The following is a 23107-nucleotide window of genomic DNA, read 5'->3' as shown; positions in this document are numbered from 1 at the left end:
GCGGGAACGGCGCGGGCGGCGGCACGATCCGCACCGATGCACCCGCGCCGCCCGCCGCCGCGCGCTCACAGGCCGAGCGCCTGCTTCACCACCGGCCATTGCCGCCGGCTGACCGGCAGGCGTTCGTCGCAGCCGGCGAGCAGGATCTCCCAGTGCGCATCGCCCTCGTCCTCGCCGACCCGCTCCACGCCCTTCACCGCGGCGCGGGCGACCAGGCAACTGCGATGGACGCGCAGGAAAGCATGCTGGAACTCCTGCTCGAGATGCACCAGCGATTCGTCGAGCAGGTAGTCGCGCTCGGCGGTGCGCGCGGTCACGTACTTGAGTTCGGCCCGCAGGTACAGCACGTCGGCCACCGGCAGCAGCAGCGTCCGGTTGCGCTCGGTCACGCTCAGGTGCCGCCGCCCGCCGCCCGCCGCACCCGGCGGGGCATTGCGCCGGCGCGCCCTCACCTTGGCCAGCGCGGCGGCCAGGCGCGCGGCACGCACCGGCTTGAGCAGGTAGTCGGTCGCGGTGAGTTCGAACGCCTCCACCGCATAGGCATCGTAGGCGGTCACGAACACCACGTCGGGCGGCGACGGCAGGCACGCCACCCGGCGTGCGAACTCCACGCCATCCATGGCCGGCATGCGGATGTCGGCCAGCACCACGTCGGCGGCATCGGTCTCGAGCAGGCGCAGCGCCTCCACGCCGTTCGCCGCCATGCCGAGCAGGACCGTCGGCTGCGCGGCGTCGATGTCGCCCAGCAGGTCGCGCAGCCGGGTACGTGCGGGCGCCTCGTCGTCGACGATCAGCACGCGAAGCGGCACATCGATCATGTCCGGGCGCTCCTGTAGGGCAGCCGGATGCAGACCCGGTAGCGCTCGTTGCCGGCGTCGATGTCGAGCGCGGCCTCGAGGTCGAAGAACAGCATCAGCCGCTCGCGGATATTGTCCAGTGCCATGCGGTTGCCCGTCTGGTGGCGCACGCCGTCGCACACGGGATTGTCCACTTCGATGCGCAGCTCGCCGCCCCGGTGCGCGATGCGCACGACCACTTCGCCGGCTTCGCTGGCGGGCTCGATGCCGTGATACACCGCGTTCTCCAGAAGCGGCTGCAGCAGCAGCGGCGGCACCAGCGCGTGCATCAGCAGCGGCCGGGCGCTGCCGGCACCGGACCCGGCGGTGCCCTCGTCGGCGCCATCGTCAAGCTCCCAGCGTACCGTGAGGCGCTCGCCCAGGCGCAGGCGCTCGAGGTCCACGTAGCGCTCGCACAGCGCCACCTCGTCGCCGAGCGCCACCAGGTCGCGGTTGTCCTGCATGAGGGCGCGGAACAGGTCGGCCAGTTCCTCCAGTGCGCGCTCGGCGCGCCGGGGCTCGCTGCGGATCACGCCGAGCACGCCGTTGAGGCTGTTGAAGAGGAAGTGCGGCCGGATGCGGGCGGTCAGCGCCAGCAGCCGGGCCTCGGTCAGCGCGGGCGAGTAGCGGCGGTTGCGATAGTCGAAATAGAACAGGCATGCGGCCGTGGCGCCCATGGCCCAGGCCAGGCGCCGCGCCAGCGCGACGGCACCGACGTCCGACGCCCCTTCCAGCAGCGGAAAGCTGGCGACGACCGCCAGCGCGGCGATGACGAACACCGCGGCCCGCCCGCCCTGCGTGCCGAGGCGCGCGAGCCGGGGCGCGGCCAGGTACAGCACCAGCGCCGCGAGCAGCAGCGGCAGTTCGAGCCGGCCGCCGGTGAGCACGAGTTCGGGCACCACCAAGGCCGGATCGTCCACCCTCAGCAGCACGGTGACCAGAGCAAGCAGGTTCACCGCCAGCAGCAGGCGCAGCATCACGCCGAGATTGCGGAAATCCGGCAATCCCGGCGCGGAAAGGGGTACGGCCTTTTGCTTTATACTTTCCATCGTTCATCCGGGCACCGAACTGCCCGCAAGCCCCAGGCCGCCGGGCAGCGAAGGCCCGTCCGGCGGTACCATTCCTCGACGCAGACATTATGACAGACACCACTTCGCCCGGTGCCGACGCCCCGGCAAAGACCTGGTCCGGCCGCTTCACCGAACCCGTTTCCGACCTCGTCAAGCGCTACACCGCCTCGGTGTCCTTCGACCGGCGCATGGCGAAGCAGGACATCCGCGGCTCGCTCGCGCACGCGAAGATGCTGGCGAAGCAGGGCATCATCGGTGCGCAGGACCTCGCCGACATCGAGCGCGGCATGGCGCAGATCGCCGGCGAGATCGAGCGCGGCGAATTCGCCTGGAGTCTCGACGACGAGGACGTCCATCTCAACATCGAAAAGCGCCTCACCGCGCTGGTGGGCGACGCCGGCAAGCGCCTGCACACCGGCCGCAGCCGCAACGACCAGGTCGCCACCGACATCCGGCTGTGGCTGCGCGACGCCATCGACCGGATCCTGACGCTGATCGCCGAATTCCAGCACAACCTGCTCACCGTCGCCGAAGCCCACGCCGCCACGCCGATGCCCGGCTTCACCCACCTGCAGGTCGCCCAGCCGGTGACCTTCGGCCACCACCTGATGGCCTACTACGAGATGAGCCGGCGCGACGCCGAGCGGCTCGAAGATTGCCGCCGCCGCGTCAACCGCCTGCCGCTGGGCAGCGCCGCGCTGGCCGGCACCGGCTACCCGATCGACCGCGAATTCGTCGCCGCCGAACTGGGCTTCGACGAAGTCTGCCGCAATTCGCTGGACGCCGTCAGCGACCGCGATTTCGCCATCGAATTCTGCGCCGCCTCCGCACTGCTGATGACCCACCTGTCGCGCCTGTCCGAAGAGCTGATCCTGTGGATGAGCCCGCGCGTGGGCTTCATCGACCTCGCCGACCGCTTCTGCACCGGCAGTTCGATCATGCCGCAGAAGAAGAACCCGGACGTGCCCGAGCTGGTGCGCGGCAAGACCGGCCGCGTCAACGGCAGCCTGATCGCGCTGCTGACCCTGATGAAAGGCCAGCCGCTGGCCTACAACAAGGACAACCAGGAAGACAAGGAGCCGCTCTTCGACACCGCCGACACGGTGATCGACACGCTGCGCATCTACGCCGACATGATCACCGGCATCAAGGTCAAGCCCGAGGCCATGCGCGGCGCGCTGAGCCAGGGTTACGCCACCGCCACCGATCTGGCCGACTACCTGGTGAAGCAGGGCCTGCCCTTCCGCGACGCGCACGAGGCCGTCGCGCTGGCGGTGCGCGCGGCCGACGTCAAGGGCTGCGACCTGCCGCAGTTCTCGCTCGACGAGTTGCGCATCGCCATGGCGCACGTGCCCGGCGCCGCCGAGCGCGTGGGCGAGGACGTCTTCGCCGTGCTGACGGTGGAAGGTTCGCTGGCCTCGCGCAACCATGTCGGCGGTACGGCGCCCGCGCAGGTGCGCGCCGCCATCGCCCTCGCCCGCCGGGGTTGACACGCATGCCCCTGCCGGCACGCCTCGGCAAGTACGAGATTCGCCAGTTGATCGGCGAAGGGGCGACCAGTGCCGTGTATCTGGCGTGGGACCCTTTCAACCAGCGCGACGTCGCCATCAAGCAGCTCCACCCCGAGGCGCTGAGCAACTGCGAAAGCGGCCGCCTGTACCGCCATCTGCTGCAGAACGAGGCCGCCTTCGCCGGCAAGCTGGTCCACCCGCACATCGTGCAGATCCTCGATGCGGTGGTCGGCGAGGACATGGCGTACATCGTCATGGAATACGTACCCGGCGGCACGCTGGTGGAACTGGCGCGGCCCGGCAGGCTGCCCGCCTTCGACCGGCTGATCGAGATCATCTTCAAGTGCACCCGGGCGCTGGACTACGCCTTCCGCCAGGGCGTCACCCACCGCGACATCAAGCCGGCCAACATCCTGCTCGCCACGCCGGACGGCACCGACATCCGCATCACCGACTTCGGCGCCGCGCTGCACACCGCCAGCGACACCACGCAGGTCGCGGGCGTCGGCTCGCCGGCCTACATGTCGCCGCAGCAGGTGCGCGAGATGCCGCTCGACCACCGCACCGACATCTATTCGCTCGGCGTGGTGATGTTCCAGTTGCTGACCGGCCGGCTGCCTTTCGAATCCGACAACAACTACAGCCTGCTCTACCGCATCGCCAACGAGCCGGCTCCCCTGCCGTCCGCGCTGCGCGCCGACGTGCCGGAGCCGCTCGACGCCATCGTGCGCCGCGCGATGGAAAAGGATCTCGACCGCCGCTACCAGACCTGGGCCGAGTTCTCCCACGACCTCGCGCTGGCCTTTCGCAACCGCAGCATCGACGTCGGCCATCAGCGCATCCCCGACACCGAGAAGTTCGAGACCCTGCGCGGCATGCCCTTCTTCCGCGAATTCACCGACGCCGAGCTGTGGGAAGTCATCGCCCTGTCGCAGTGGAGCCACGCGCAACCCGGCACCGTGCTGATGAAGGAAGGCGAGGCCGGCAACCATGTCTGCTTCCTCGCCGCCGGCGAGGCACGCGTGAAAAAGCGCGGCCGCCTGCTGAACGTGCTGACGGCCGGCGAATGCTTCGGCGAAGTCGCCCTGTTCTCGGCCGCCAGCGGCGTGCGCTCCGCCTCGGTCGAGGCCGAAACCGACGTCGCCATCATCACCATCCGCGCCCGCGCCCTGCAGCGCGCGTCCAACACCTGCCGCATGCATTTCTACAAGGCGTTCCTCGAAGTGCTGGCGACCCGGCTGTCGCTGGCGAGCGCACGCATCGCCAACCTGTGATCCCCGCTGCACGGTCGCACATCCGTGCAATTTGCATCACAAGCCGAACGAAACCCGCCCTGACGGCTCCGCTTCGCTGCTAACCTGTGAGCAAGGGCGCAAGATGACGGCGGGCAGATTTCGACCGTCGGTTTTTTTTACACCGGCACTTCGGGAAAACCGGCAAAACACTGAAAATTCAAACAGATAAAAACAAGTATCCGCCTTGCACGAAACTTGCTTGAGAATACACGATTGCTCGCGCCACGGCGCCGGAACGCATAAATGATCCTGGAAGTCCATCATGCAAAATAACGCCGAAAACTCGCAGCCGAGCCGTTCCGAGGCGGAAGACGGGCAATTCGTCTCCCGGCCCCTCCCGAGCCGGACCCGTCGTCGAGTGGTAACGGGCGTCACCGGCGGCGTCGGTGTCCTCCTCGCCGTACAGGCGAAGACTGCCCTGGGCACGACGGTCTGCCAGAGCCCTTCGGCGATGGTGAGCGGCAATGCCAGCCCGAGCCCGAATCAGGCGCCTTGTTCGGGGGGGCGGTCGCCCGGTTTCTGGAAGGTGCCGCAGCACTTCGGCCACTGGCCGATCGCCGGCGCCCAGTACCCGACCTTCTCGGACAACATCGGCGTGTGCGGGTCCAGCGGCATGAAGGGGCTCAACAAGTACAGCGATGTCGTCTCCAAGATCCTGACCCCCGGCACGCTCATCCAGACGCTGTTCCCCGGCGCTCCCGTCCCGGCGGGTGCTGGCATCTGGGCAGTCCTCGCCTTTCCCGAGGACTCGGCGTTCAACAGTACCGGTTACGGCCAGTTCATGCGCCATCTGGCCTCCGCCTGGCTCAATGCCGGCTACTTCGCGGACTATCCGATCAGTCGCCAGCGGATCACCGAGATGTGGAACGCGATCTACCCGAGCAACGGCGTCTACTACCCGTCCGGAAACAACTCGGGCGGCATGGACAAGAATCAGTTGATCGCCTACATCAGCGGAATGTACGACATCAACGCCGACAACCTGGAAGAACCCCTGTGCTCCACGACGAGTTCGAGTTCGACCACGACCACCACGACGTCGACGACCACGACCACGCAGTGAGCAGCCAGCCCGGTTCGACCAGCGCCGCTGCGCACGGCATCAGGCCCCTGAGCGGCCGTTCCCTTTGCTTCTCGCCCGCCTGGACGCACGAGGGCGCGTCGGTCGTGTTCGACCGGAACTCGGGCGACTACTGGGTGCTGGATGAGGCCGCCCGGCGCCTCGCATCGGGAGTGGCGCATGGCGCCGCGAGCGCTACGATCCCCCCGGCATCGACCTTCCCTGCGGGCGACGATGCGTCGCCGGACAGGCTCGTGCAAAGCCTCTGCGATGCCGGTATCCTCGAACGGGATGACGCCTGACCCATTTCGCCGCCCGTCGCCGCGAACCCCGTCCCTTGCTTGACACCGTCCTTCGCATCCCGCCCTTCAACGTGCGGGTACGTTCTCCGTTCGCCGCCGTGGCACGGCATCTGCATGCGTTCTATGCCGATGCGGGCATCCCGGCCGACGGCGCCTTCGTCGACTTCGACCTGCGCATCCTGCCCGGCACCGGCCTGCGCCGCTGGTGGCATCCGCAGGCACGCCTCGAACTCGACGGCATCGAACCGTTCCTGCCCCTTCCGGCCGACCAGGCGGCCCCGCTGTTCGAATGGGGGCTGAACTGGAGCATCGCCAGCCGGGCGCTCGGCTACCTCGTCATGCATGCCGCGGTGCTCGCACGCAACGGCGAGGCGGTCGTGATGCCCGGCTTTCCCGGCGCGGGAAAAAGCACGCTGTGCGCTTCGCTCGCCTTCCTCGAACGCTGGCAGTTGCTGTCCGACGAACTCGCGATCCTGGACCCCGCCGCCGGCCATCTTGTCCCTCACCCGCGCCCGATCAGCCTGAAGAACGAGTCCATCGACATCGTCTCCCGCTTCGACGGCGCCTGGCTCGGCAGACAGTATCCGGACACGCGCAAGGGCACCGTCTCGCACGCCGCGGTGCCGGCGGCATCCCGCGCGTCGGCGGAATCGCCGGCGCGCTGCCGCTGGGTGGTGTTTCCCCGCTTCGAAGCCGGCTGCGAGCCGTTCGTCGAAGAGATCCCGCGGGCGGAAGCCTTCGCGCTGATCTCCGAACAGTCCTTCAACAAGGAGCGCATGGGTGAAACCGGCTTCGTCGCGCTGTGCGCCATGCTAGATGGCGCGCGCTGCTACCACATCGAGTACGGCTCGACGGCCGACGGCCTGCGCCTGATCGGCGACATCTGCGGAAGCTGACCATGCACGGCCCCAGCGCATGCCTGATCGCCGCCCTGCTGGAGCCGGAACGGACGCTCGGCTTCAGCCTGCGCGAGTGGTCGACGCTCATCTCCACCGCGCGTGCGGCAAACCTGCTCGGCCGGCTCGCAGAGCGCCTCCGGGACGCGGACATCGATGGCCCCGCCCCCGCCGCGCGGCACCTGGACGGCGCCCGGCAGCTCAGCGAACGCCAGCACCGTTCGGTGACCTGGGAGGCGCACTGCCTGCAGCGCGCGCTGGGCGGACTGGGCGTTCCGGTCGTGCTGCTGAAAGGCGCGGCCTATGTGATGGGCGGACTACCCGTCAGCCGCGGACGCCTGTTCGGCGACATCGACATCCTCGTTCCACGCGCCGCGCTGGGCGACGTCGAGATCCATCTGATGATCAACGGCTGGACCAGCGCCAAGACCGACCCCTACGATCAGATGTACTACCGACAGTGGATGCACGAGCTTCCGCCGATGGTGAACCTGAAACGCGGCACGGTGATCGATGTGCATCACACCATCTTGCCGCTCACCTCGACCTCCACGCCCGACGCGGAGCGCATCATCGCGCGCTCGGCCGCCCTGCCCGAACTTCCCGCCCTGCGCATTCCCTGCCCGGAAGATCTGGTGATACACAGCATCACCCACCTGATGCACGAAGGGGAACTGCACAACGGCCTGCGGGACCTGAGCGACATCGACGACCTGCTTCGCCGCTTCGATGGCATGCCCGGATTCTGGGACCGGCTGCCGGAATACGCCGTCCAGCATGGGCTCGCGTACCCCGTCGCCTTCGGCCTGCGGCTGGTGCAATCCTTCTTCGGAACCCCCGTCCCCGCCGCGGTTCTCCGGAGCCTGGACGGCGACCGCCCAGCGGGATTCCCGTCCAGCCTGCTCGAGTCCATCTACCGGCAGGCCATCCGGCCCGACGGCGAGGGCAGCGCATCGGTGCCGACGCGGATGGCGAACCTCGCCCTGTACGTGCGGGCGCACCACCTTCGCATGCCCTTCCCGCTGCTGCTGCGCCACCTGGCGCGCAAGGCGCTGATGCGGCGCAAGGCCGGCACCGGCCCCGCCGAAACCCGCTGAAGACGGGCCGCGGCAGGCCGCCGGCCGTCCCGAGTCAGACGACGCCCGCATCCTGCAGCATCTGCTGCAGTTCGCCGCTCTGGTACATCTCCCGCATGATGTCGCTGCCGCCGACGAATTCGCCCTTGACGTAGAGCTGGGGGATCGTCGGCCAGTTGGAGAACGCCTTGATGCCCTGGCGGATCTCGTCGTCGGCGAGGACGTTGACGGCGAGCACGTCCGGCACGCCACAGGCTTTCAGGATCTGCACGGCAGCGGACGAGAAGCCGCACTGGGGAAACTGCGGCGTGCCCTTCATGTAGAGGACCACGTCGTTCGAGGTGACCTGTTCGCGGATGACGTCCTGGATGCTCATTTGAAGCCTCTGAAAAGCTGAGTGAATTAGTCGGGAAATTCTAGGGAGCGGCGGGGACAGCGTCAATAGAGCAGAGCAGCGGCGGCCTTGCCGTGGCAGGACGGCGTCAGCCGCGGCCGAGCCAGCGCCCGCCGGACACGCGCTCGATGCCGGCGAGATCCTTCCACGACGCGATGGACGCGAAGCCGGCGTCGGCGAGCAGGCCGCGCACGGCGGGCGCCTGGTCGTAACCGTGCTCGAGGAACAGCCAGCCGCCCGGCTCGAGGTGCCGCGCCGCGCCGGCGGCGATCTCGGCGAGATCGTCGAGGCCGGCCGGACCGGCGGCCAATGCGGCGCGCGGCTCGAAGCGCAGGTCGCCCTCGTCGAGGTGCGGGTCGGCGGCGGCGACGTAGGGCGGGTTGGACACGATGAGTTCGAAGCGCTCCCCGCCCAGCGCGGAAAACCAGTCGCTCTGCACGAAGGACACGCTGGCCCCGAGCCGGGCGGCATTGGCCATCGCCACCCACAGCGCCTCACGCGAACGGTCCAGCGCGGTGACGTCGGCTTCGCCGAGTTCCAGCGCCAGCGTGATCGCCAATGCGCCGCTGCCGGTACCCATGTCGAGCACGCGCGCGTACCGCCAGTCGCCGACGTGGGCCAGCGTGAGTTCGACCAGCAGTTCGGTATCGGGCCGCGGAATGAGCACCGCGGGCGTGACCATGAAATTGCGCCCGTAGAACTCGCGCTCGCCGGTCAGGTAGGCCACCGGTTCGCCGGCCAGCCGGCGTTCGACCAGTTCGCGGTACCGGGCCCAGTCTTCCGCATCGAGGAGCTGCTCCGGCCAGGCGGCCAGCCGCGAGGCCGGGCATTGCAGCACGTGGCGCAGCAACACCCGCGCATCCATGGCGTCGATCCGCCCGCGCGCCCAGGCCAGCGCGCGGGCGATGGCGGGCAGGTCGTCCGGCAGGTCGTCGCGCCCCGCGCCGGTCGGCAGCCCGCTCATTCCTCGGCCAGCGCCGCCAGTTGATCGGCCTGGTGCTCCAGCGTCAATGCATCGATGAGTTCGTCCAGTTCGCCGGCCATGACCGCATCGAGCTTGTACAGCGTCAGGTTGATGCGGTGATCCGTCACCCTCCCCTGCGGGAAGTTGTAGGTGCGGATGCGCTCCGAGCGGTCGCCGCTGCCGACCAGGCTCTTGCGCGTGGCGGCTTCGGCGCTCTGCTGCGCGCGCACCTTGGCATCGTGGATACGCGCGGCCAGCACCGACATCGCCTGCGCCTTGTTGCGGTGCTGCGAACGGTCGTCCTGGCACTCGACGACGATGCCGGTCGGAATGTGGGTGATGCGCACCGCCGAATCGGTCTTGTTGATGTGCTGGCCGCCGGCGCCCGACGCGCGGAAGGTGTCGATGCGCAGGTCGGCCGGATTGATGTCGACCGCGGCGATCTCGTCCGCTTCCGGCATCACCGCCACCGTGCAGGCGGACGTATGGATGCGCCCCTGCGTCTCCGTGACCGGCACCCGCTGCACGCGATGGCCGCCGGATTCGAACTTCAGCTTCGAATACGCGCCGGCGCCCGTCACCCGGGCAACGACTTCCTTGTAGCCGCCGAGGTCGGATTCGCTGGCGGACACGATCTCCAGCTTCCAGCGCTGGCGCTCGGCGTAGCGCGCATACATGCGCAGCAGGTCGCCGGCGAACAGCGCCGCCTCGTCGCCGCCGGTACCGGCGCGGATCTCGAGGAAGAGGTTGCGCTCGTCGTTGGGGTCGCGCGGCAGCAGCGCACGCTGCAACTCGCCGTCGAGCGCCGCGAGGCGGTCCTGCCCCGCCTGCAGTTCGGCCTCGCCGAGTTCGCGCATGTCGGGATCGTCGAGCAGTTCGCGCGCGGTGTCGCAATCCGCCTCGGCCTGCCGGTAGGCGCGGTAGAGCTGCACCGCCGGCTCGATCTCCACCCGCTCCCGCGACAGGTCGCGAAAGGCATTCATGTCGTGTGCCGCGGTCTCCGCCGCGAGTGCCCGGTCGAGTTCTTCCAGGCGGCTGGCGAGGTGTTCGAGTTTGTCTCGGATGCTCTGCTTCATCGGATCGGATTCGGGGTCGGCATCGCGTCCGGGCACGGAGCCCGCGGCGCGACCAGGCGGATTCGGGGCAAGCTCGCGGCTAGCCGTTGCGCGGCAGATTGAACAACTGTTGCACCACGCGGCCGGCTTCGGCCTGCGCCTCGCCCTCGGCATGGTTCAGGAAGCGCGACGGCCCGTGCATCAGCTTGTTCGTGAGGCCGTGCGACAGCGCTTCCAGCACGCGCTGCGGGGCCTCGCCCTTGGCGAGCAGCCGCAGCGCGCGTTCCACCTCGTGCCGGCGCAGGGTCTCGGCATGGTCGCGCAGCGCACGGATGGTCGGCACCGCGTCGCGCGCCTCCATCCAGTGCAGGAAGCCGTCGACGCGGGTATCGATGATCTGCTCCGCCTCGACCACCGCCTGCTGGCGCGACTCCATGCCGGCATCCACGACCTGGGCGAGATCGTCGACGGTGTAGAGGAAGACGTCGTCGAGTCCGCCGATTTCCGGCTCGATGTCGCGCGGCACCGCGAGATCCACCATGACCATCGGCCGGTGGCGGCGCGCCTTCACCGCACGTTCGGCCATGCCCAGGCCGACGATGGGCAGGGGCGCGGCCGTACAGGACACCACCACGTCGAAGCGCGGCAGCATCTCGCCAATCTGGTCGATGCGCATGGTGTCTGCACCGAAGCGCGACGCCAGCACCGCCGCACGCTCGGCGGTGCGGTTTGCCACCGCCATCGATTTCGGCCTGGCCCCGGCGAAGTGCGCCGCACAGAGTTCGATCATCTCGCCCGCTCCGATGAACAGCACGCGCTGGTCGGAGACGCGCTCGAAGATGCGCTCGGTCAGGTGCACCGCGGCAGCAGCCATCGACACGGTACTGGCGCCGATCGCGGTGGTCGAGCGAACTTCCTTGGCTACCGCGAAGGTATTCTGGAACAGCTTGTGCAGCAGCGTGCCGACGGTGCCCGCCTCTTCGGCGCGGCGTGCGGCCTCCTTCACCTGGCCGAGGATCTGGGGTTCGCCCAGCACCATGGAATCCAGCCCGCTCGCGACGCGGAACACGTGCCGGATCGCATCGCGCTGCGGGTAGGCATAGAGGTAGGGCGAGACGTCGGTCAATGGCAACTGGTGAAAGCGCGCCAGCCAGTCGGCGGCGTGCTGCGGCTGCTCGGCGGCAAAATACAGTTCCGTGCGGTTGCAGGTCGACAGGATCGCCGCCTCCCGCACCGAATCGGCCCGTGCCAGATCGTGCAGGGCCTGACCCATGTGCTCGGGCTGAAACGCCACACGCTCGCGGATCGCAAGCGGCGCGGTGTGGTGATTCAGGCCAAGGGCATAGAGCTGCATGCGTGACACGAGGCTATCGATCGGGAGCGGATTATAACACTCTGAAAGCCGCACAAAACTTGAGCAAAATCAGCCACTTCTTGTTCCCATGGCGTCAAAAGCAAACGGGCCGACACCGGGTCGGCCCATTCCTCGACGCCATGGCCACACGCGAAGAGACATCGCGAAAAGCCCGAGATTCAATCGCGCCCGCGCAAGAAACGCTATGTTCTCGATGGCTGCGGGCGTGCGAAGTATAACAGCCGGCAGCCATGCACCACCGTTCGGCGCGCTGCGCCAGGACGCACTTTTCCGAGCAGGAAATCCGCCTGCGGCGTGGAAAGACGCCTTGCCTGGGTGGACGCAAAAACGCCGATCACTGGGATCGGCGTTTTTTCTCGAACCTTTTGGTGGCAGTCGCGGAATCGAACCACGGACACGCGGATTTTCAATCCGTACAACATTACATTGACCGGTGTTGATTGATAGCCATGTAGACACTTAAATTACTTAAATAACAATTACTTGTAAGATATGATGCGGATTCTTGATTGACCAAAGCTGATCTGTTTCTCTAAAATTTGCCTACATGGTGCCTACATGAATGTAGGCAGGCAATTCGGGGGGAGCATGGCTAAGCAAACGCTCACGGCTGCGCGTGTCGAAAATCTGCCGTGTGAACCGGGTAAAGCGCAGTCGATTCACTGGGATGCCAAGGCGCCAGGCTTGGGGCTGCGCGTCACAAAGGCCGGCGCCCGTTCTTTCATCTTTGAGTCTCGCCTGTTCGGCAAGACCATCCGTACCACCATTGGGGATGTCCGCACTTGGGATCTCGGGCGTGCGCGCACGGAAGCGGCTCGCCTCAAGACCTTGATCGACGGCGGCATCGACCCGCGAGAGCATCGCGCTGAACAGCAGGCTGCACACGAAGCTCGTCGTGCGGCCGCAAGACGTCAGGAGATCACTTTCAGCGAGGCATGGGATGCCTACCTTGAAGCTCGAAAACCGTTCTGGGGACAGCGCCACTACGACGACCACATCAAGAATTCCGATGTGGGGGGAAAGCCCAAGAAGCGCGGAAAGGGGCTGACCGAACCGGGGCCGCTCGCACCCCTGCGCCCCATCAAGTTACCGGAGGTGACCGGCGAGCACATCGCGCAGTGGCTGGCTGACGAAGCCGCGCGCCGCCCGACGATGGCTGCCTTGTCCTATCGCCAGTTGCGGGCATTCATCCGCTGGGCCGACGAATCAAGAGATTATGCCGGTCTTATCCCGTTTGATGCCTACAAAGCCCGCGAGGTGAAAGACAACGTACCCCGCGTTAAGGCCAAGGAGGGCGATGTCTTGCAGCGTGAGCAATTGCCCTCATGGTTTGCTGCGGTTCGTGCGCTTCCGAATATTGTGCAATCCGTGTACCTGCAAAGCCTGCTAATCACCGGGGCGCGTCGTGAAGAAATGGCCGCACTACGATGGGAAGATGTGGACTTGAAATGGCGCAGCATGACGCTGGACGACAAGGTTGAGGGAACGGGCGGACGCACCATCCCGCTGCCGCGATACTTGGCCAGTCTTTTCGAGGCATTGAAGATCAAGAATGAAACCCCGCCCACCAAGCGGCGTTTGGTGACTCTGGCAGCGCGTGGCGAAACTTGGAAGCCTTCGCCTTGGGTGTTCGAGAGCCCGACAGCGGAGGACGGGAAGATTGCTGAACCACGGTCGGCTCACGTCAAGGCGCTGGAAGCCGCACAGTTGCCTCACGTCAGCATCCACGGCCTGCGCCGTTCATTCGGCACGCTGTCGGAATGGGTAGAAGTGCCTGTAGGTGTGGTGGCGCAAATCCAAGGTCATAAACCGTCTGCTGTGGCCGAGAAGCACTACCGCCGTCGCCCCTTAGACCTGCTGCGTAAGTGGCACGATCAAATTGAAACCTGGATGCTGGAGCAGGCAGAAATTTCCCTCAGCCCGCCCGCAAGCGCGTCAAGAAAGATACCGAATTATTAACCCGGCAATCAAATAGATGACGTTATAATTCCGGCATGGAAAAGATCGACGCCAGAAAGCGCCCTCCGGATGCGCTCGAACACATCCGCCGGCAAGCGTTCGTGCTGCGCGAGCAGGGTTACACTTGGACGCATATCGCCGAGGCCTGTGGGGTCCATGTCGGCACGGTCCTCAAGTGGTCACGTCGGACCGCCGAGGGCGGTTTCGATGAAGCGATCAAGGGCGGTCAGCGCGGCCGTCGCCACGGCTCGGGGCGCACGCTGACGCTGGTCCAGGAGGAGCAACTTCGGCTGGCGATCATGGGATCGAACCCGGCGCAGTTGAAGCTGGAGTTCGTGCTGTGGAACCGCCGTGCGGTGATGATGGCGGTCAAGTCGATGTTCGGCATCGACATGCCGATCCGCACCGTCGGCGAGTACCTGCTGCGCTGGGGCTTCACACCGCAGCGGCCGGTCAAGCGCGCCCTTGAGCAGGACGCAGGGAAACTGCACCAGTGGCTTGAGATCGACTATCCCGCAATCGCCCTACGGGCCAAGGCCGAGGGCGCCGAGATCTGCTAGGGCCTATCGGCTACATCCCGCCTGATGAAGCCGACGCAAACTACTATCGCAAAGCGGCCGAGCAAGCCGTAAACGCCTGACCCAAACAAGACGGTCTCCGCGAAACCCAAGGCGATTCAGCCCGTACAAACGCGCGTCCGGCAGCCACCAAAAAAAACGAGATTGGTCGCCCGTGCTATACAGGCCGTGCGCAGCTGCGCGATCGACACGGCTCGGGCAGCGAGCAGACTTCCGGCATAGCCCTTGGCAAATGGATAGTCGGCGGGAAGCAGGTAAGTCTCGCCGCGACACTCGACGCCGTGGCCCGTCGAGTAAATCACTGCGCTTTCGCAATCGCGAGATCGGATCGCGAAAGCCCGCAGCGCAGTGAGTAGAGCGGTGCGCTCCGGCGCAATGCCACTGGTTACGACGAAGCCATACTTTTCGAAACAGGCGGAAACGCGGCGTTCATCCCACGCTGCGCCGAAGAGCGGCCAGCCTCCAGCTTCCGGGTAATCAGAAACGATCAGTACCAGCGCAACACACCGGCCGGTGGGCGCGCTTACAGCGGTACACAGCGACCAGCGCAGATCAGCAGGCAGGTCGAGCCACTCGGGCGACTGCCGGCCCGTGCTGCATAACTCCGTTCGTGAGCGCAACACCTGAGCGAACGCCCCAAGAGTGCTGTAGTCGCTACCGGCGAGCTCGATCAATGCGGTGGCAAATGGATTGCCACCCTTTGCGTCGCGGTCAAGCGTTACTCCGCCGGCACGAGTGGCGAAGATGACTGCGGCTGGTGTCTTCACCCATCCTCCTCCGTGGATTCCGCCGCCCATGAACGTCTCCCGGACGACTATCGCGCATCCGTGAAGTCGTTAAGCGTCTCTAGTGCCCGCCTACCCTCAGATGCTGAACGGCCCCTCTGCAGCGAGCACCCCCGGACTGCGGCCGATCAGTGTCAGGCGCGGCGTTTGCGTTTCTGGCATCTTGGCCACGATGCGCGTCACCAGCGAGTTCCAGTCGCCTTGGAAGCGGCCCTCGTCCCATACACGCAGCAGTTCCTGCGTGAAACGACCGTTGCCCACGCCATCTTGCGACTCCTGATTGTCCTGGCAGCCTGCCAGCAGCAATACCGGGCAGCGCAACGGCATGTCGAGTTCACGGATCAGCACGCGTTCATCGGGACCTCGGTGCTGACGACCGAGTTCCATGTAAAAGTCACGGTGACTGCGGAAGGCCCTAGCGGCAAGTGCCGGCGGCAGCAGGCGGGTACGCACCTCCGGCTTGCCCTCGTCCGCATCGGACTGAACCGGCCGAGCCGCGCGCGAGACGCTACCGGAGTGGCAACTGTCGGAGATCATCACGATGCGCACGTCGTCGGCGAACTTCGACCACAGTTCGTAAATCTCGTCGTCGATCAACATTCCGTCATATAGGCACAGCGTTTCGTCAGCGCCATCATCCTCGTCCGAGTTGAAGTCCGGCACCTGACTACCATGGCCGGCATAGGTGAGCATGAAGACGTCACCTGCCTTCAGTTCAGCGGCCGCATCCGCGACTGCGTTCTTGACGGCGTCGCGAGTAGCCTGCTCGTCGAGGAGCACCGTACGCTTGTCAAAACCCCGCTCGGCAGCGATGCGCTCCATGTCCTCGACGTCGAAGTGACAACCGAAAAGCTGGCCCTCTCCGCCGTAGTGAGCGGCGTCGATCCTGTTGAGGCCGACGTGCACCGACCAGCCCCGGCGCGTCGGGACTGCGGGTTCGGGGCGTTGCGCCCTGCCGCGTGCCCTCGATCTCGGTGCGTGTGCAACGACCGACTTGATCGCTTTCTCGAAGCGCTCGGCCACCCTGCCATAGCCTGGATTCTTCGGATGCAGTTCGTCGTACCAGACGTTGAGCGTGTCACCCACCGCGCCGCGCGCATCGACGTGCATCGCACGGTCGCCGAAACGGGCGACGACCTGGCGCAGGCGCTCGTTGAAGCGATCGATCATATGTGCGGCAATGCCACGCTGCACAGCGCCATCCTTGATGCCGCGCGAAATCATCGGCTTGCCCAGCCACTTGCCCGAGTTGGGAATCACGTAGTCGTAGCCGTGGCAGATGGTGACGACACCCGGCAACTTCTCCACGTCGCGCAGGACACGCTCGTACATGGACAGCGCGTGATCGAGCAATCGCTCGAAACTCGGCAGCAGGTGCGCAGCCGGCGACAGTGCGGGGTCGAAATTGCGCAGGTGCGCACTCAGGTTGCCGCCACCGAGGGCGTCGTTGCCACCCGCAGAGAGCAGGAATATGGAGGCCTTGGTCTCCCGGATGGCATCGACGTATTCCCGATCCTTGAGCATGTTCTCCAAGGTGTCCCCGGCTGCGTCGAGGCTCCGTACCGCGAAACCCTTCGTGTACAGGTGGTCGATCGTGTCCTCGAGCCGGATGGGGTACTGGAACCACGAGTCGCCCTCGGACACCAGCACCGGCCCCTTGTAGCCGTCGGCCAGCATGCTGTCAAAGCGCAACCGCCGGCGCATGCGCGCGATGCCGTTGGCGAAGTTCATCGCCGCCTCACTCCGTGTGTGCCTCTCATCCGGATCGGTCGGCAGGTCCACCGTCTCGGGATTGAGCTGCAACTTTGGATCGAAGAAGCCAGAGCTCTCCTCATCCGTGAGGAAGTACTGTGCGAGCTCACTCTCGGGGATGGAGAGATCAGTCAGCTTGCGATTGAGTTCAGCAGGGGTAATGCGTGTGTTTGCCATGGCGCTGCCTCCAGATTTCTTATCGGTTACCAACTACGCCCAATCCGGCGAGGCCCGCGCTCCGCCGGCAAATTCATTCACGCATTCGCAGGGAAATGCAATGTGAGTTCCGATTTTCACGTCCACACATTGCAAATGGGTTACCGGCAAACCCGTCATATGCCGCTCTCCCCCGCCATGCCTTTCAGTGAGAGTAGCACCCAATTGAAAGCCTGCTTATGCCGGCATTCATCTGCTATGTTGAGGTGTAGCTATCGATGATTTCGCGCGCCGACGACGCTGGCGCCCATTGCACCACGACAACAAGGGAGGCCACCATGTCGAACGGCGACACAGCGGAATGGATCTGCTCGGCCCTGCAGAAGCGGCCGGAGGCGGGCGAAACCCGGGGCCTTGCTGACGAGAGATTGCTGTGGGCACCAGATCAGGAGCTGCAAATCGGCTTCTTGCATGGCTCCACCAAACTGCAGGACCGCGTTTTCGAGACCGCCCAGCGCTGGACCGCCCCCGACGGCGGCGGTGCCAACCTTGTCTTCGCGCGTACCGACGACCCCGAGTCGGCTCACATCCGCATAAGCTTCAATGAGGCGGCCGGGTTCTGGTCGCACGTTGGCAAGGACGCGCTGGCCGTGCCGGAAAGTGCAGCAACGATGAACCTGGGCTGGGCCACCGAGACCACACCCGAGAAGGATTTCGCGAGTCTCGTGCTACACGAGTTCGGGCACGCGCTGGGCCTCCTGCACGAGCACAACCACCCCGATCTGAAGCTGCGCTGGAAAAAGGATGTCGTCTATGCCGACTTGGGTGGCCCGCCAAATCACTGGTCGAAGGACATCGTCGACTACAACGTCTTCGAGCAATATCCCGAGGAACGAGTAGCCACCAGGCCGACCTCGAAACGGCGCTGGCCACCACATGATGACCGCCCCCCGGCCGCAAGGCTGGGGGGCTTTTTCGGATGCGAGCTGGTGCCATGGTAGCCGCCGGCTGTCATTCCATTGAAATGATGACGTGCGAGCAGATGCGGATTGTCCCCACCTTGACAATGCACAGGTGTCCCAAGGAACATGCAGCCACTTACTTAGCGAGGAGACGAGCATGAGCGTGCCCGAAGAGAAGCCGACTTTTACCGCGCTCACTCCAGCAAATGGGGCATCCGACAAACCGACGGCCTCGAGCGACTCCTTGCAGTGGTTGCGCGAGTCCATGGCTGCCCTCATCAGTCTCGTGATTCTGGTCCTCACGGCGAGCATGATGTGGATGACCTTTGTGGCCGCGGACGCCACCAAAGAAGTCAAGGTTCCGGTTGCAACCACCGCCGTCCCTTCGGATGAGGCGGAAAAAAATGCGCGCACCTACCAGACCGAGTCATACAACCGTCAGAAAGACATCATGCTGTATGCGCTAGCGCTGCTTGGCACGGTAACCGGCTACTACCTAGGTCGGGTTCCGGCGGAGATCAATGCCAAGCGCGCAGAAAACGCAGCCGATACGGCGCAGCGGCAGCTGTCGCGTACCCAGGATCGCTTGGCTGATAGCGCGGCCACAGTGTCCGCCGCGCAGACCGAACTGGGCCAAGTCAAAGAGCAGAAGGCCAAGGTGGCGTCAGCTGCGAAGGGCGCGGCGCGTGCCCTGCACGATGTGCGCGATACTTTGGCGACTGCGCAGTACCCATCCTTCGGTCCTACGGGCCGTGGCAGCCTAGCAGGAGGTGCGGCAACGGCGCCTGCCTCGGATGCTGCCATGCAGCAGGCCATTGAACGCATCGACGCAGCGTTGCGCGACATCGAGTTAGAAACACTGGGTTGAGTTCACACGACCGGTGCTGCCAAGATGATCCGTCAACGCAGCAGGAACGAGGTGCTGGAGGCGCTGGCTCGCCATTGGACGCTCCGCCCCCGTGATCTCGCAGTGGCATTGATCGTATCGGCCGCAGCAGTCGGTGCATCTCTGGCCTTGCTGTCCGGGGCTGTTGCCGCCATGGCAGAGGTGCTGAGGCTCGCCGGGCATCCGTTGGGCAGCGCAGGCCATGCACTTGCGGCGGTATGGCGCTGGCTGCCCTTGCCGTTGGTGATGATTGAGGGCTTGGCGGTATTCCTACTCGGAGCAGCTGCGGGCTTCGCCTTCGCGCAAGGTTCCCATGGGACACGGGGGTCTGTCGACTACCGGCTTGCTCGCCTCTATGACGACCTTTCCGAGCGGGGCTGGCGCAATCTAGCGGCCCGCATTCCAATGACGGCCCGCGACACTGCGCAAGAGTTCGCGCGGTCACTGAGAGCGTTGCAGTTCCGGCATGCCGCAATGCAGAGTGGCCGGCGCGAAGCACTGGATGTCGCACGTCGCTTGCGTCAGCCAGTCGCATCGGGCGAGCCAACCGACCCTGCACAGTTGGAACTGGCGGATCGCATCGAGTCCGCGCTGGGGGTGCGGCGCCTGGTGGCCACGCTGCCGACGGTCGAGGCTGCACTTGCACCGGGGCGTCTCTATGCGCTGGAGTTGCATTTCGCCCCCATACCCGCACCGGAACAACGTGTCGACGTGTTGCCCCCCCGGAATCTGGAGGAGGCTGCGGAAGGACGCACGTTGCGCCTGAGCCTGTTCGGTACCGGCGTGCAGGCCGAACCGACGCAGCTGTCGGTGCTCTTGCCACGAGAGGGGCCCTCCACCGCGGCCACGGCCACCATCGTCGCAGCGCCCGGGCCACAGTGTGCACTGGACATCTACGTCATGGAGGCCGGTAGCACCGACGTGCTCCAGACGCTGCGCCTGCAATTGCCGGTGGTATTGCCAAGCTGAGCGTGTGCCATGCAGATCACTCCCGCTGTTATCGCCGACCGCACGCTTGGACTGCAGCCCACCGATGCGGTGCCGTTCGAGACACCCGCCTTCGAGGATGGCGTCACGCTTGCATTCCTGACGCCCGCAGATGGCAGAGGCACCCTACTGCGGGTCATTCCGGGCACGCGCCTCCAACACCTGTTGGGCGACCAAACGATCGAGGTACGCCTTCCCATCACGGTGGCGAAACTGGCGGGAGCAGTGAACGCATGCCAGCGTGCATGGTGGCGCGCCACGGTGGAGGGCAGCAGCTACCCGTATCTGAACCTACGTCACCGCTACCCGTTTGCGCAGGCATCGGAACAACCAATGCCATCGGCGTTGTTCAACCGCGTCGTGTTGCCGAAGCTGGCCGAGGCGGGAGCCGTGCTCTTCGTCGAGATATTCCAGCCGTCCGAGCAGCGATATCCCGAGGCCCACGCACTGGGCACGCGTCTGCGAGAGGCACTGCTGCACACGCAGGACCTGCGCGTGCTTGTACTCAGCGACGAGTGCATGGCGCCATGGAATTTTCTGTACCTCGGATCGCTAGATGACCCGAGCGCTGACGGCTTCCTGGGCCTGCGGCACCTAGTTGAGCACGCATTCCCCGAGGTGCCGGTGCCGGACCCGCGCCTTACAGTGCCGGCGGTGGCGCTGCACGCCAACCTGGACCTCGACCGCCAACAGGACACCGCAGACGTTGCTGCCGTAGCAGAGTTTTCGCGCCTGCTGCGGCAATTCGGCATCACGCCACGCGAGGAGCACCATCGCGCGCCGTTCCTCAAGGGGCTACGCCAAAGACCGGCGGAGAGCATTTTCTATTTCATCTGCCACGGCGGCCGCCTCGATGCCGAGGCTGGCCTTGCGCTCGACAGCGCAAGTCTCGCTCTCACGCCTACGCCGGAGGATAGCGACCCCGTCGTACCTGCCGACATCACCACTCACCTCAATGGGTTTGCGCTACCGGGCGAGCCGCTCGTGTTCATCAATGCCTGCCAGAGCGTGCGCAGTGGTTCCCTTTTCTTCAGCGGCTTCGCGGAGAGATTCCTCGACAAGCGCGCCCGAAGTCTGCTTGGTTCAGAAATTGAAATGCCCGCCGTGTTCGCGCGCGACTTCGCCGATCATTTCTTCCGGGAACTTTTCCGCGGTGGCAAGGAGAATGCAGTGGGCCGCGTGCTGCTGCGCCTTCGTCGATACTACTTCGAACTGCAGAACCCGCTCGGGCTCGCATATTCGCTGTATGGCGGCGGCAACGCCTACCTACCCGTTGGACTTATGCCAGCAGAGCCACCCAGCGGCGGCTTCCAGTACGCCGCGGGTGGGCTCGCTGATCGGCGACCTCATGCAGCCGGCGCTCCAGTACAGCGCCCCCTTCCTGCTCACACTCGGCGTACACATCCTCGACCCCAACGCCACCAAGTCGGTGGTGTGCCTCGGCGGCGAACAACACGCCCGTCGTGAACTCGTGATCGAAGCCCGCCATCGGCACCCCAACCGGGTAGACTCACTATGCATGGTCGGGTGTGCAGTTCGCGAATCAGCCTGCCCCCGATGCTCGCGTCACACGCCGTGGCGGAACACGAAAAGCTCGGCCCAAATCAGGCTGAACTCGACATCACCGCTCGGGCGGGGCGGAAGCGCCACCGCGATACGCCGGCGGGCTTCGACCCGAGAACCCTGTTCCTCATTCATGCTTCACCTTCGCAGTTGCTGCGGCGACGCACCGCCGGCCCCATCCAACAGGCCGCCCCCACCCCCTGACGATGACGAACCGGGGGCATTGGCCCCACGAGGCGCCGCCCGATGCATGGGGCGCCATGGACATCCCCATGGCGCCGGCACGCCGGCATTTGGGTGGAGCAGCGCCACCCCAGGGCAGCCCGCCCGTGCCAAGGTGATCGATACTGACCGAGCCTTCGGGTCGTCGTGACCCAACGCATGTCCAGTCGGACATCCCGATACGAGTCGGCGTCGCGGTCGATACCCGCCTAGCGAAACACGGCGGCCGGGCTGTCACCACGAAGCCTCCGTCCGATCCAATCCTTGCCTGACGCGCTTCGACGCCCAGGCTCAGCTCAGCGTAGCCACCTGCGCATCGCGGGCCCGGCCGGCGCCGTGTTCCGCGTCACCGACGGCGCGGCACGCTGCGTAGGCACCGGCATGTATCAGCTCGATCTCGACCTGCCGCAGGGCATCTATACTGATGTCATCCACAGCCTGCCCGATCATGGCGCCGTGCCCACGGGTCTGCAGGCGTATCTGCGCGATCTGCCACTGTGGCCCCCCTCCCCTCTGCCGGGCCCACGCCCAGCCGCCGCACCACGCACAGCAAGAACCCCGAAGAAAGCGGCGCGCGACGCTCTCGGCGCCCTTCCCGTCAAGGAATCGGCCTGCATCAACACCGGGAGCCTGTTGTCTTTCGTCGCAGGCGTGAGCGAAGAAGACAAGAATGACGTGCTCTACTCCGTGCAGCTTGCACAGCGCGCAGCCAGCGGCGTTTTCGATCGCTTCACGCAGACCCAATTCTGGTACCAAAAATACATCGAGGTACTGCAAGCCCTCGGATGGGCCAGCGAGCAATTCAGCTTCTCACTGTTCAAGCAGGACGAGGGCGAGTTCCGCATGGACCAGGCAGCACTGGGCATCATCACCGCCATCGCCACCCAGAATCAGCTTGGCGTGCTGAAGCAGGCGGTCGATGCTCTCTCTAAGCTGGCTGAGGACGACGGGCCGATTTCGCTGTTCGACTTTCATTCGTCGGTGCAATCCAGCGGCAACTTCCAGCTTGGCGCCGTCCGGCGCACCGAGAACGGAGCCGTGTCTATGGCAATCGGCGGGTTTTACTTCCATGCAGTTGACGACCGCCGACGCTTCCTTTTCCTGCGCTGGGGCTCACGCAATATCCACCTCTGGACCGCTGCGCAGCGCCTGACTCTGAATACAGATTTTTACGCGCGCCGCCGTGCCGATGTGATTGCCAGGCTCGACGCGGACGCGAAAGACTATATTGCGGATTTGAGAATTGCCAAACGCTGACGCGTTGCTTCGCAACAAGCAGACCAATGCTCACCTCAGCCGCTATACCTCGGCCAGCATGCCACATCGGGGCCTTGGCATCGCCGCGACATAAAGACATGGATATCCGCAAGAACCTACTGCACGATGGATTCCTGCAGCACACGACACGAGGCGCCTCCTGCTG

22 protein-coding genes are annotated in these 23107 nt (G+C 65.6%); 13 read left to right on the top strand and 9 right to left on the bottom strand.

The genetic code is table 11. From position 1 onward, the window contains the following. Window positions 1–65 precede the first annotated feature (65 nt). A complete protein-coding gene (locus CCZ27_RS02755; RefSeq protein WP_096445275.1) occupies window positions 66–818 on the bottom strand; it encodes a LytR/AlgR family response regulator transcription factor in 753 nt (250 codons plus the stop codon). After that, a complete protein-coding gene (locus CCZ27_RS02750) occupies window positions 815–1885 on the bottom strand; it encodes a sensor histidine kinase (protein ID WP_096445273.1) in 1071 nt (356 codons plus the stop codon). Before CCZ27_RS02750 ends, CCZ27_RS02755 begins: the two co-directional genes overlap by 4 nt. Window positions 1886–1974: 89 nt before the next feature. Here CCZ27_RS02750 and argH point away from each other — a divergent pair, with 89 nt between their 5' ends. The 6 genes from argH to CCZ27_RS02720 all read left to right on the top strand — a co-directional run bounded on the left by argH (window position 1975) and on the right by CCZ27_RS02720 (window position 8067). After that, on the top strand, window positions 1975–3396 hold the full coding sequence (argH, locus tag CCZ27_RS02745) for an argininosuccinate lyase (RefSeq protein WP_096445271.1): 1422 nt from the start codon (window positions 1975–1977) through the stop codon (window positions 3394–3396). A gap of 5 nt (window positions 3397–3401) precedes the next feature. After that, on the top strand, window positions 3402–4691 hold the full coding sequence (locus CCZ27_RS02740; protein ID WP_096445268.1) for a protein kinase domain-containing protein: 1290 nt from the start codon (window positions 3402–3404) through the stop codon (window positions 4689–4691). A 379-nt stretch (window positions 4692–5070) separates the two neighbouring features. Next, complete coding sequence (locus CCZ27_RS02735; RefSeq protein ID WP_157748426.1) at window positions 5071–5775, top strand: hypothetical protein; 705 nt, start codon at window positions 5071–5073, stop codon at window positions 5773–5775. Further along, complete coding sequence (locus CCZ27_RS02730) at window positions 5772–6074, top strand: hypothetical protein (protein WP_198363248.1); 303 nt, start codon at window positions 5772–5774, stop codon at window positions 6072–6074. The genes CCZ27_RS02735 and CCZ27_RS02730 overlap by 4 nt, the downstream gene beginning before the upstream one ends. Window positions 6075–6109: 35 nt before the next feature. Then, window positions 6110–6970: an HprK-related kinase A gene (locus CCZ27_RS02725; protein ID WP_096445262.1), complete on the top strand. Its 861-nt coding sequence runs from the start codon at window positions 6110–6112 to the stop codon at window positions 6968–6970. 2 nt (window positions 6971–6972) lie between these two features. After that, window positions 6973–8067: a nucleotidyltransferase domain-containing protein gene (locus CCZ27_RS02720; protein ID WP_096445260.1), complete on the top strand. Its 1095-nt coding sequence runs from the start codon at window positions 6973–6975 to the stop codon at window positions 8065–8067. 34 nt (window positions 8068–8101) lie between these two features. Here CCZ27_RS02720 and grxD read toward each other — a convergent pair whose 3' ends face one another. The 4 genes from grxD to hemA form a co-directional block, all read right to left on the bottom strand. Next, window positions 8102–8422 (bottom strand): Grx4 family monothiol glutaredoxin, encoded by a 321-nt coding sequence (gene grxD, locus CCZ27_RS02715; RefSeq protein ID WP_096445258.1) that lies wholly within the window; start codon window positions 8420–8422, stop codon window positions 8102–8104. 106 nt (window positions 8423–8528) lie between these two features. Continuing rightward, the gene (prmC, locus tag CCZ27_RS02710; protein ID WP_096445256.1) at window positions 8529–9404 is read right to left on the bottom strand and encodes a peptide chain release factor N(5)-glutamine methyltransferase; all 876 of its coding nucleotides are present in this window, start codon (window positions 9402–9404) and stop codon (window positions 8529–8531) included. Continuing rightward, window positions 9401–10480, bottom strand: coding sequence for a peptide chain release factor 1 (gene prfA, locus CCZ27_RS02705; RefSeq protein ID WP_096452095.1), 1080 nt, complete (start codon window positions 10478–10480; stop codon window positions 9401–9403). Before prfA ends, prmC begins: the two co-directional genes overlap by 4 nt. A gap of 79 nt (window positions 10481–10559) precedes the next feature. Further along, window positions 10560–11813 carry a glutamyl-tRNA reductase gene (gene hemA, locus CCZ27_RS02700; protein WP_096445254.1) on the bottom strand — a complete coding sequence of 418 codons (1254 nt, stop codon included), beginning with the start codon at window positions 11811–11813 and terminating at the stop codon, window positions 10560–10562. 609 nt (window positions 11814–12422) lie between these two features. On the opposite strand from hemA, the gene CCZ27_RS02695 reads away from it, so the two are divergent. Continuing rightward, window positions 12423–13793 carry a tyrosine-type recombinase/integrase gene (locus CCZ27_RS02695; protein WP_096452093.1) on the top strand — a complete coding sequence of 457 codons (1371 nt, stop codon included), beginning with the start codon at window positions 12423–12425 and terminating at the stop codon, window positions 13791–13793. A gap of 35 nt (window positions 13794–13828) precedes the next feature. Then, the gene (locus CCZ27_RS02690) at window positions 13829–14353 is read left to right on the top strand and encodes a helix-turn-helix domain-containing protein (RefSeq protein WP_232516541.1); all 525 of its coding nucleotides are present in this window, start codon (window positions 13829–13831) and stop codon (window positions 14351–14353) included. Window positions 14354–14469: 116 nt separating this feature from the next. Here the strand turns inward: CCZ27_RS02690 and CCZ27_RS23250 are convergent, their stop codons facing one another. Both CCZ27_RS23250 and CCZ27_RS02685 read right to left on the bottom strand, forming a co-directional pair. Continuing rightward, window positions 14470–15138 (bottom strand): caspase family protein, encoded by a 669-nt coding sequence (locus CCZ27_RS23250; protein ID WP_157748425.1) that lies wholly within the window; start codon window positions 15136–15138, stop codon window positions 14470–14472. A 96-nt stretch (window positions 15139–15234) separates the two neighbouring features. Next, on the bottom strand, window positions 15235–17085 hold the full coding sequence (locus CCZ27_RS02685; RefSeq protein WP_096445252.1) for a caspase family protein: 1851 nt from the start codon (window positions 17083–17085) through the stop codon (window positions 15235–15237). A 317-nt stretch (window positions 17086–17402) separates the two neighbouring features. Between CCZ27_RS02685 and CCZ27_RS02680 the strand changes: the two genes are divergently transcribed. The 4 genes from CCZ27_RS02680 to CCZ27_RS02665 all read left to right on the top strand — a co-directional run bounded on the left by CCZ27_RS02680 (window position 17403) and on the right by CCZ27_RS02665 (window position 21366). Then, the gene (locus CCZ27_RS02680; protein ID WP_157748424.1) at window positions 17403–18065 is read left to right on the top strand and encodes a zinc metalloprotease; all 663 of its coding nucleotides are present in this window, start codon (window positions 17403–17405) and stop codon (window positions 18063–18065) included. A 118-nt stretch (window positions 18066–18183) separates the two neighbouring features. Further along, window positions 18184–18894 (top strand): hypothetical protein, encoded by a 711-nt coding sequence (locus CCZ27_RS02675; protein ID WP_157748423.1) that lies wholly within the window; start codon window positions 18184–18186, stop codon window positions 18892–18894. A gap of 24 nt (window positions 18895–18918) precedes the next feature. Then, the gene (locus CCZ27_RS02670) at window positions 18919–19881 is read left to right on the top strand and encodes a hypothetical protein (protein WP_096445246.1); all 963 of its coding nucleotides are present in this window, start codon (window positions 18919–18921) and stop codon (window positions 19879–19881) included. Window positions 19882–19890: 9 nt separating this feature from the next. Then, on the top strand, window positions 19891–21366 hold the full coding sequence (locus CCZ27_RS02665) for a CHAT domain-containing protein (RefSeq protein WP_096445244.1): 1476 nt from the start codon (window positions 19891–19893) through the stop codon (window positions 21364–21366). A 99-nt stretch (window positions 21367–21465) separates the two neighbouring features. Here the strand turns inward: CCZ27_RS02665 and CCZ27_RS24515 are convergent, their stop codons facing one another. Then, window positions 21466–21597: a hypothetical protein gene (locus CCZ27_RS24515; RefSeq protein WP_269769091.1), complete on the bottom strand. Its 132-nt coding sequence runs from the start codon at window positions 21595–21597 to the stop codon at window positions 21466–21468. 423 nt (window positions 21598–22020) lie between these two features. Here CCZ27_RS24515 and CCZ27_RS02660 point away from each other — a divergent pair, with 423 nt between their 5' ends. Then, window positions 22021–22941, top strand: a complete 921-nt coding sequence (locus CCZ27_RS02660; RefSeq protein WP_157748422.1) for a hypothetical protein — start codon at window positions 22021–22023, stop codon at window positions 22939–22941. Window positions 22942–23107 lie beyond the last annotated feature (166 nt).

It is taken from the genome of Thauera sp. K11 (assembly GCF_002354895.1).
GTDB classification, from domain to species: Bacteria; Pseudomonadota; Gammaproteobacteria; order Burkholderiales; family Rhodocyclaceae; genus Thauera; species Thauera sinica.
This window is presented reverse-complemented; position numbering and strand designations above follow the sequence as displayed.

Excerpts from the sequence above, each read along its gene's own strand:
- CCZ27_RS02665 (WP_096445244.1), top strand. The coding sequence starts at position 19,891 with ATGCAGATCACTCCCGCTGTTATCGCCGACCGCACGCTTGGACTGCAG.
- grxD (WP_096445258.1), bottom strand. The coding sequence starts at position 8,422 with ATGAGCATCCAGGACGTCATCCGCGAACAGGTCACCTCGAACGACGTG.
- CCZ27_RS02755 (WP_096445275.1), bottom strand. The coding sequence starts at position 818 with ATGATCGATGTGCCGCTTCGCGTGCTGATCGTCGACGACGAGGCGCCC.
- prmC (WP_096445256.1), bottom strand. The coding sequence starts at position 9,404 with ATGAGCGGGCTGCCGACCGGCGCGGGGCGCGACGACCTGCCGGACGAC.
- CCZ27_RS02670 (WP_096445246.1), top strand. The coding sequence starts at position 18,919 with ATGATCCGTCAACGCAGCAGGAACGAGGTGCTGGAGGCGCTGGCTCGC.
- CCZ27_RS02750 (WP_096445273.1), bottom strand. The coding sequence starts at position 1,885 with ATGGAAAGTATAAAGCAAAAGGCCGTACCCCTTTCCGCGCCGGGATTG.
- CCZ27_RS02695 (WP_096452093.1), top strand. The coding sequence starts at position 12,423 with ATGGCTAAGCAAACGCTCACGGCTGCGCGTGTCGAAAATCTGCCGTGT.
- prfA (WP_096452095.1), bottom strand. The coding sequence starts at position 10,480 with ATGAAGCAGAGCATCCGAGACAAACTCGAACACCTCGCCAGCCGCCTG.
- argH (WP_096445271.1), top strand. The coding sequence starts at position 1,975 with ATGACAGACACCACTTCGCCCGGTGCCGACGCCCCGGCAAAGACCTGG.
- CCZ27_RS24515 (WP_269769091.1), bottom strand. The coding sequence starts at position 21,597 with ATGAATGAGGAACAGGGTTCTCGGGTCGAAGCCCGCCGGCGTATCGCG.
- hemA (WP_096445254.1), bottom strand. The coding sequence starts at position 11,813 with ATGCAGCTCTATGCCCTTGGCCTGAATCACCACACCGCGCCGCTTGCG.
- CCZ27_RS02740 (WP_096445268.1), top strand. The coding sequence starts at position 3,402 with ATGCCCCTGCCGGCACGCCTCGGCAAGTACGAGATTCGCCAGTTGATC.
- CCZ27_RS02720 (WP_096445260.1), top strand. The coding sequence starts at position 6,973 with ATGCACGGCCCCAGCGCATGCCTGATCGCCGCCCTGCTGGAGCCGGAA.
- CCZ27_RS02675 (WP_157748423.1), top strand. The coding sequence starts at position 18,184 with ATGAGCGTGCCCGAAGAGAAGCCGACTTTTACCGCGCTCACTCCAGCA.
- CCZ27_RS02690 (WP_232516541.1), top strand. The coding sequence starts at position 13,829 with ATGGAAAAGATCGACGCCAGAAAGCGCCCTCCGGATGCGCTCGAACAC.
- CCZ27_RS02685 (WP_096445252.1), bottom strand. The coding sequence starts at position 17,085 with ATGGCAAACACACGCATTACCCCTGCTGAACTCAATCGCAAGCTGACT.
- CCZ27_RS02680 (WP_157748424.1), top strand. The coding sequence starts at position 17,403 with ATGTCGAACGGCGACACAGCGGAATGGATCTGCTCGGCCCTGCAGAAG.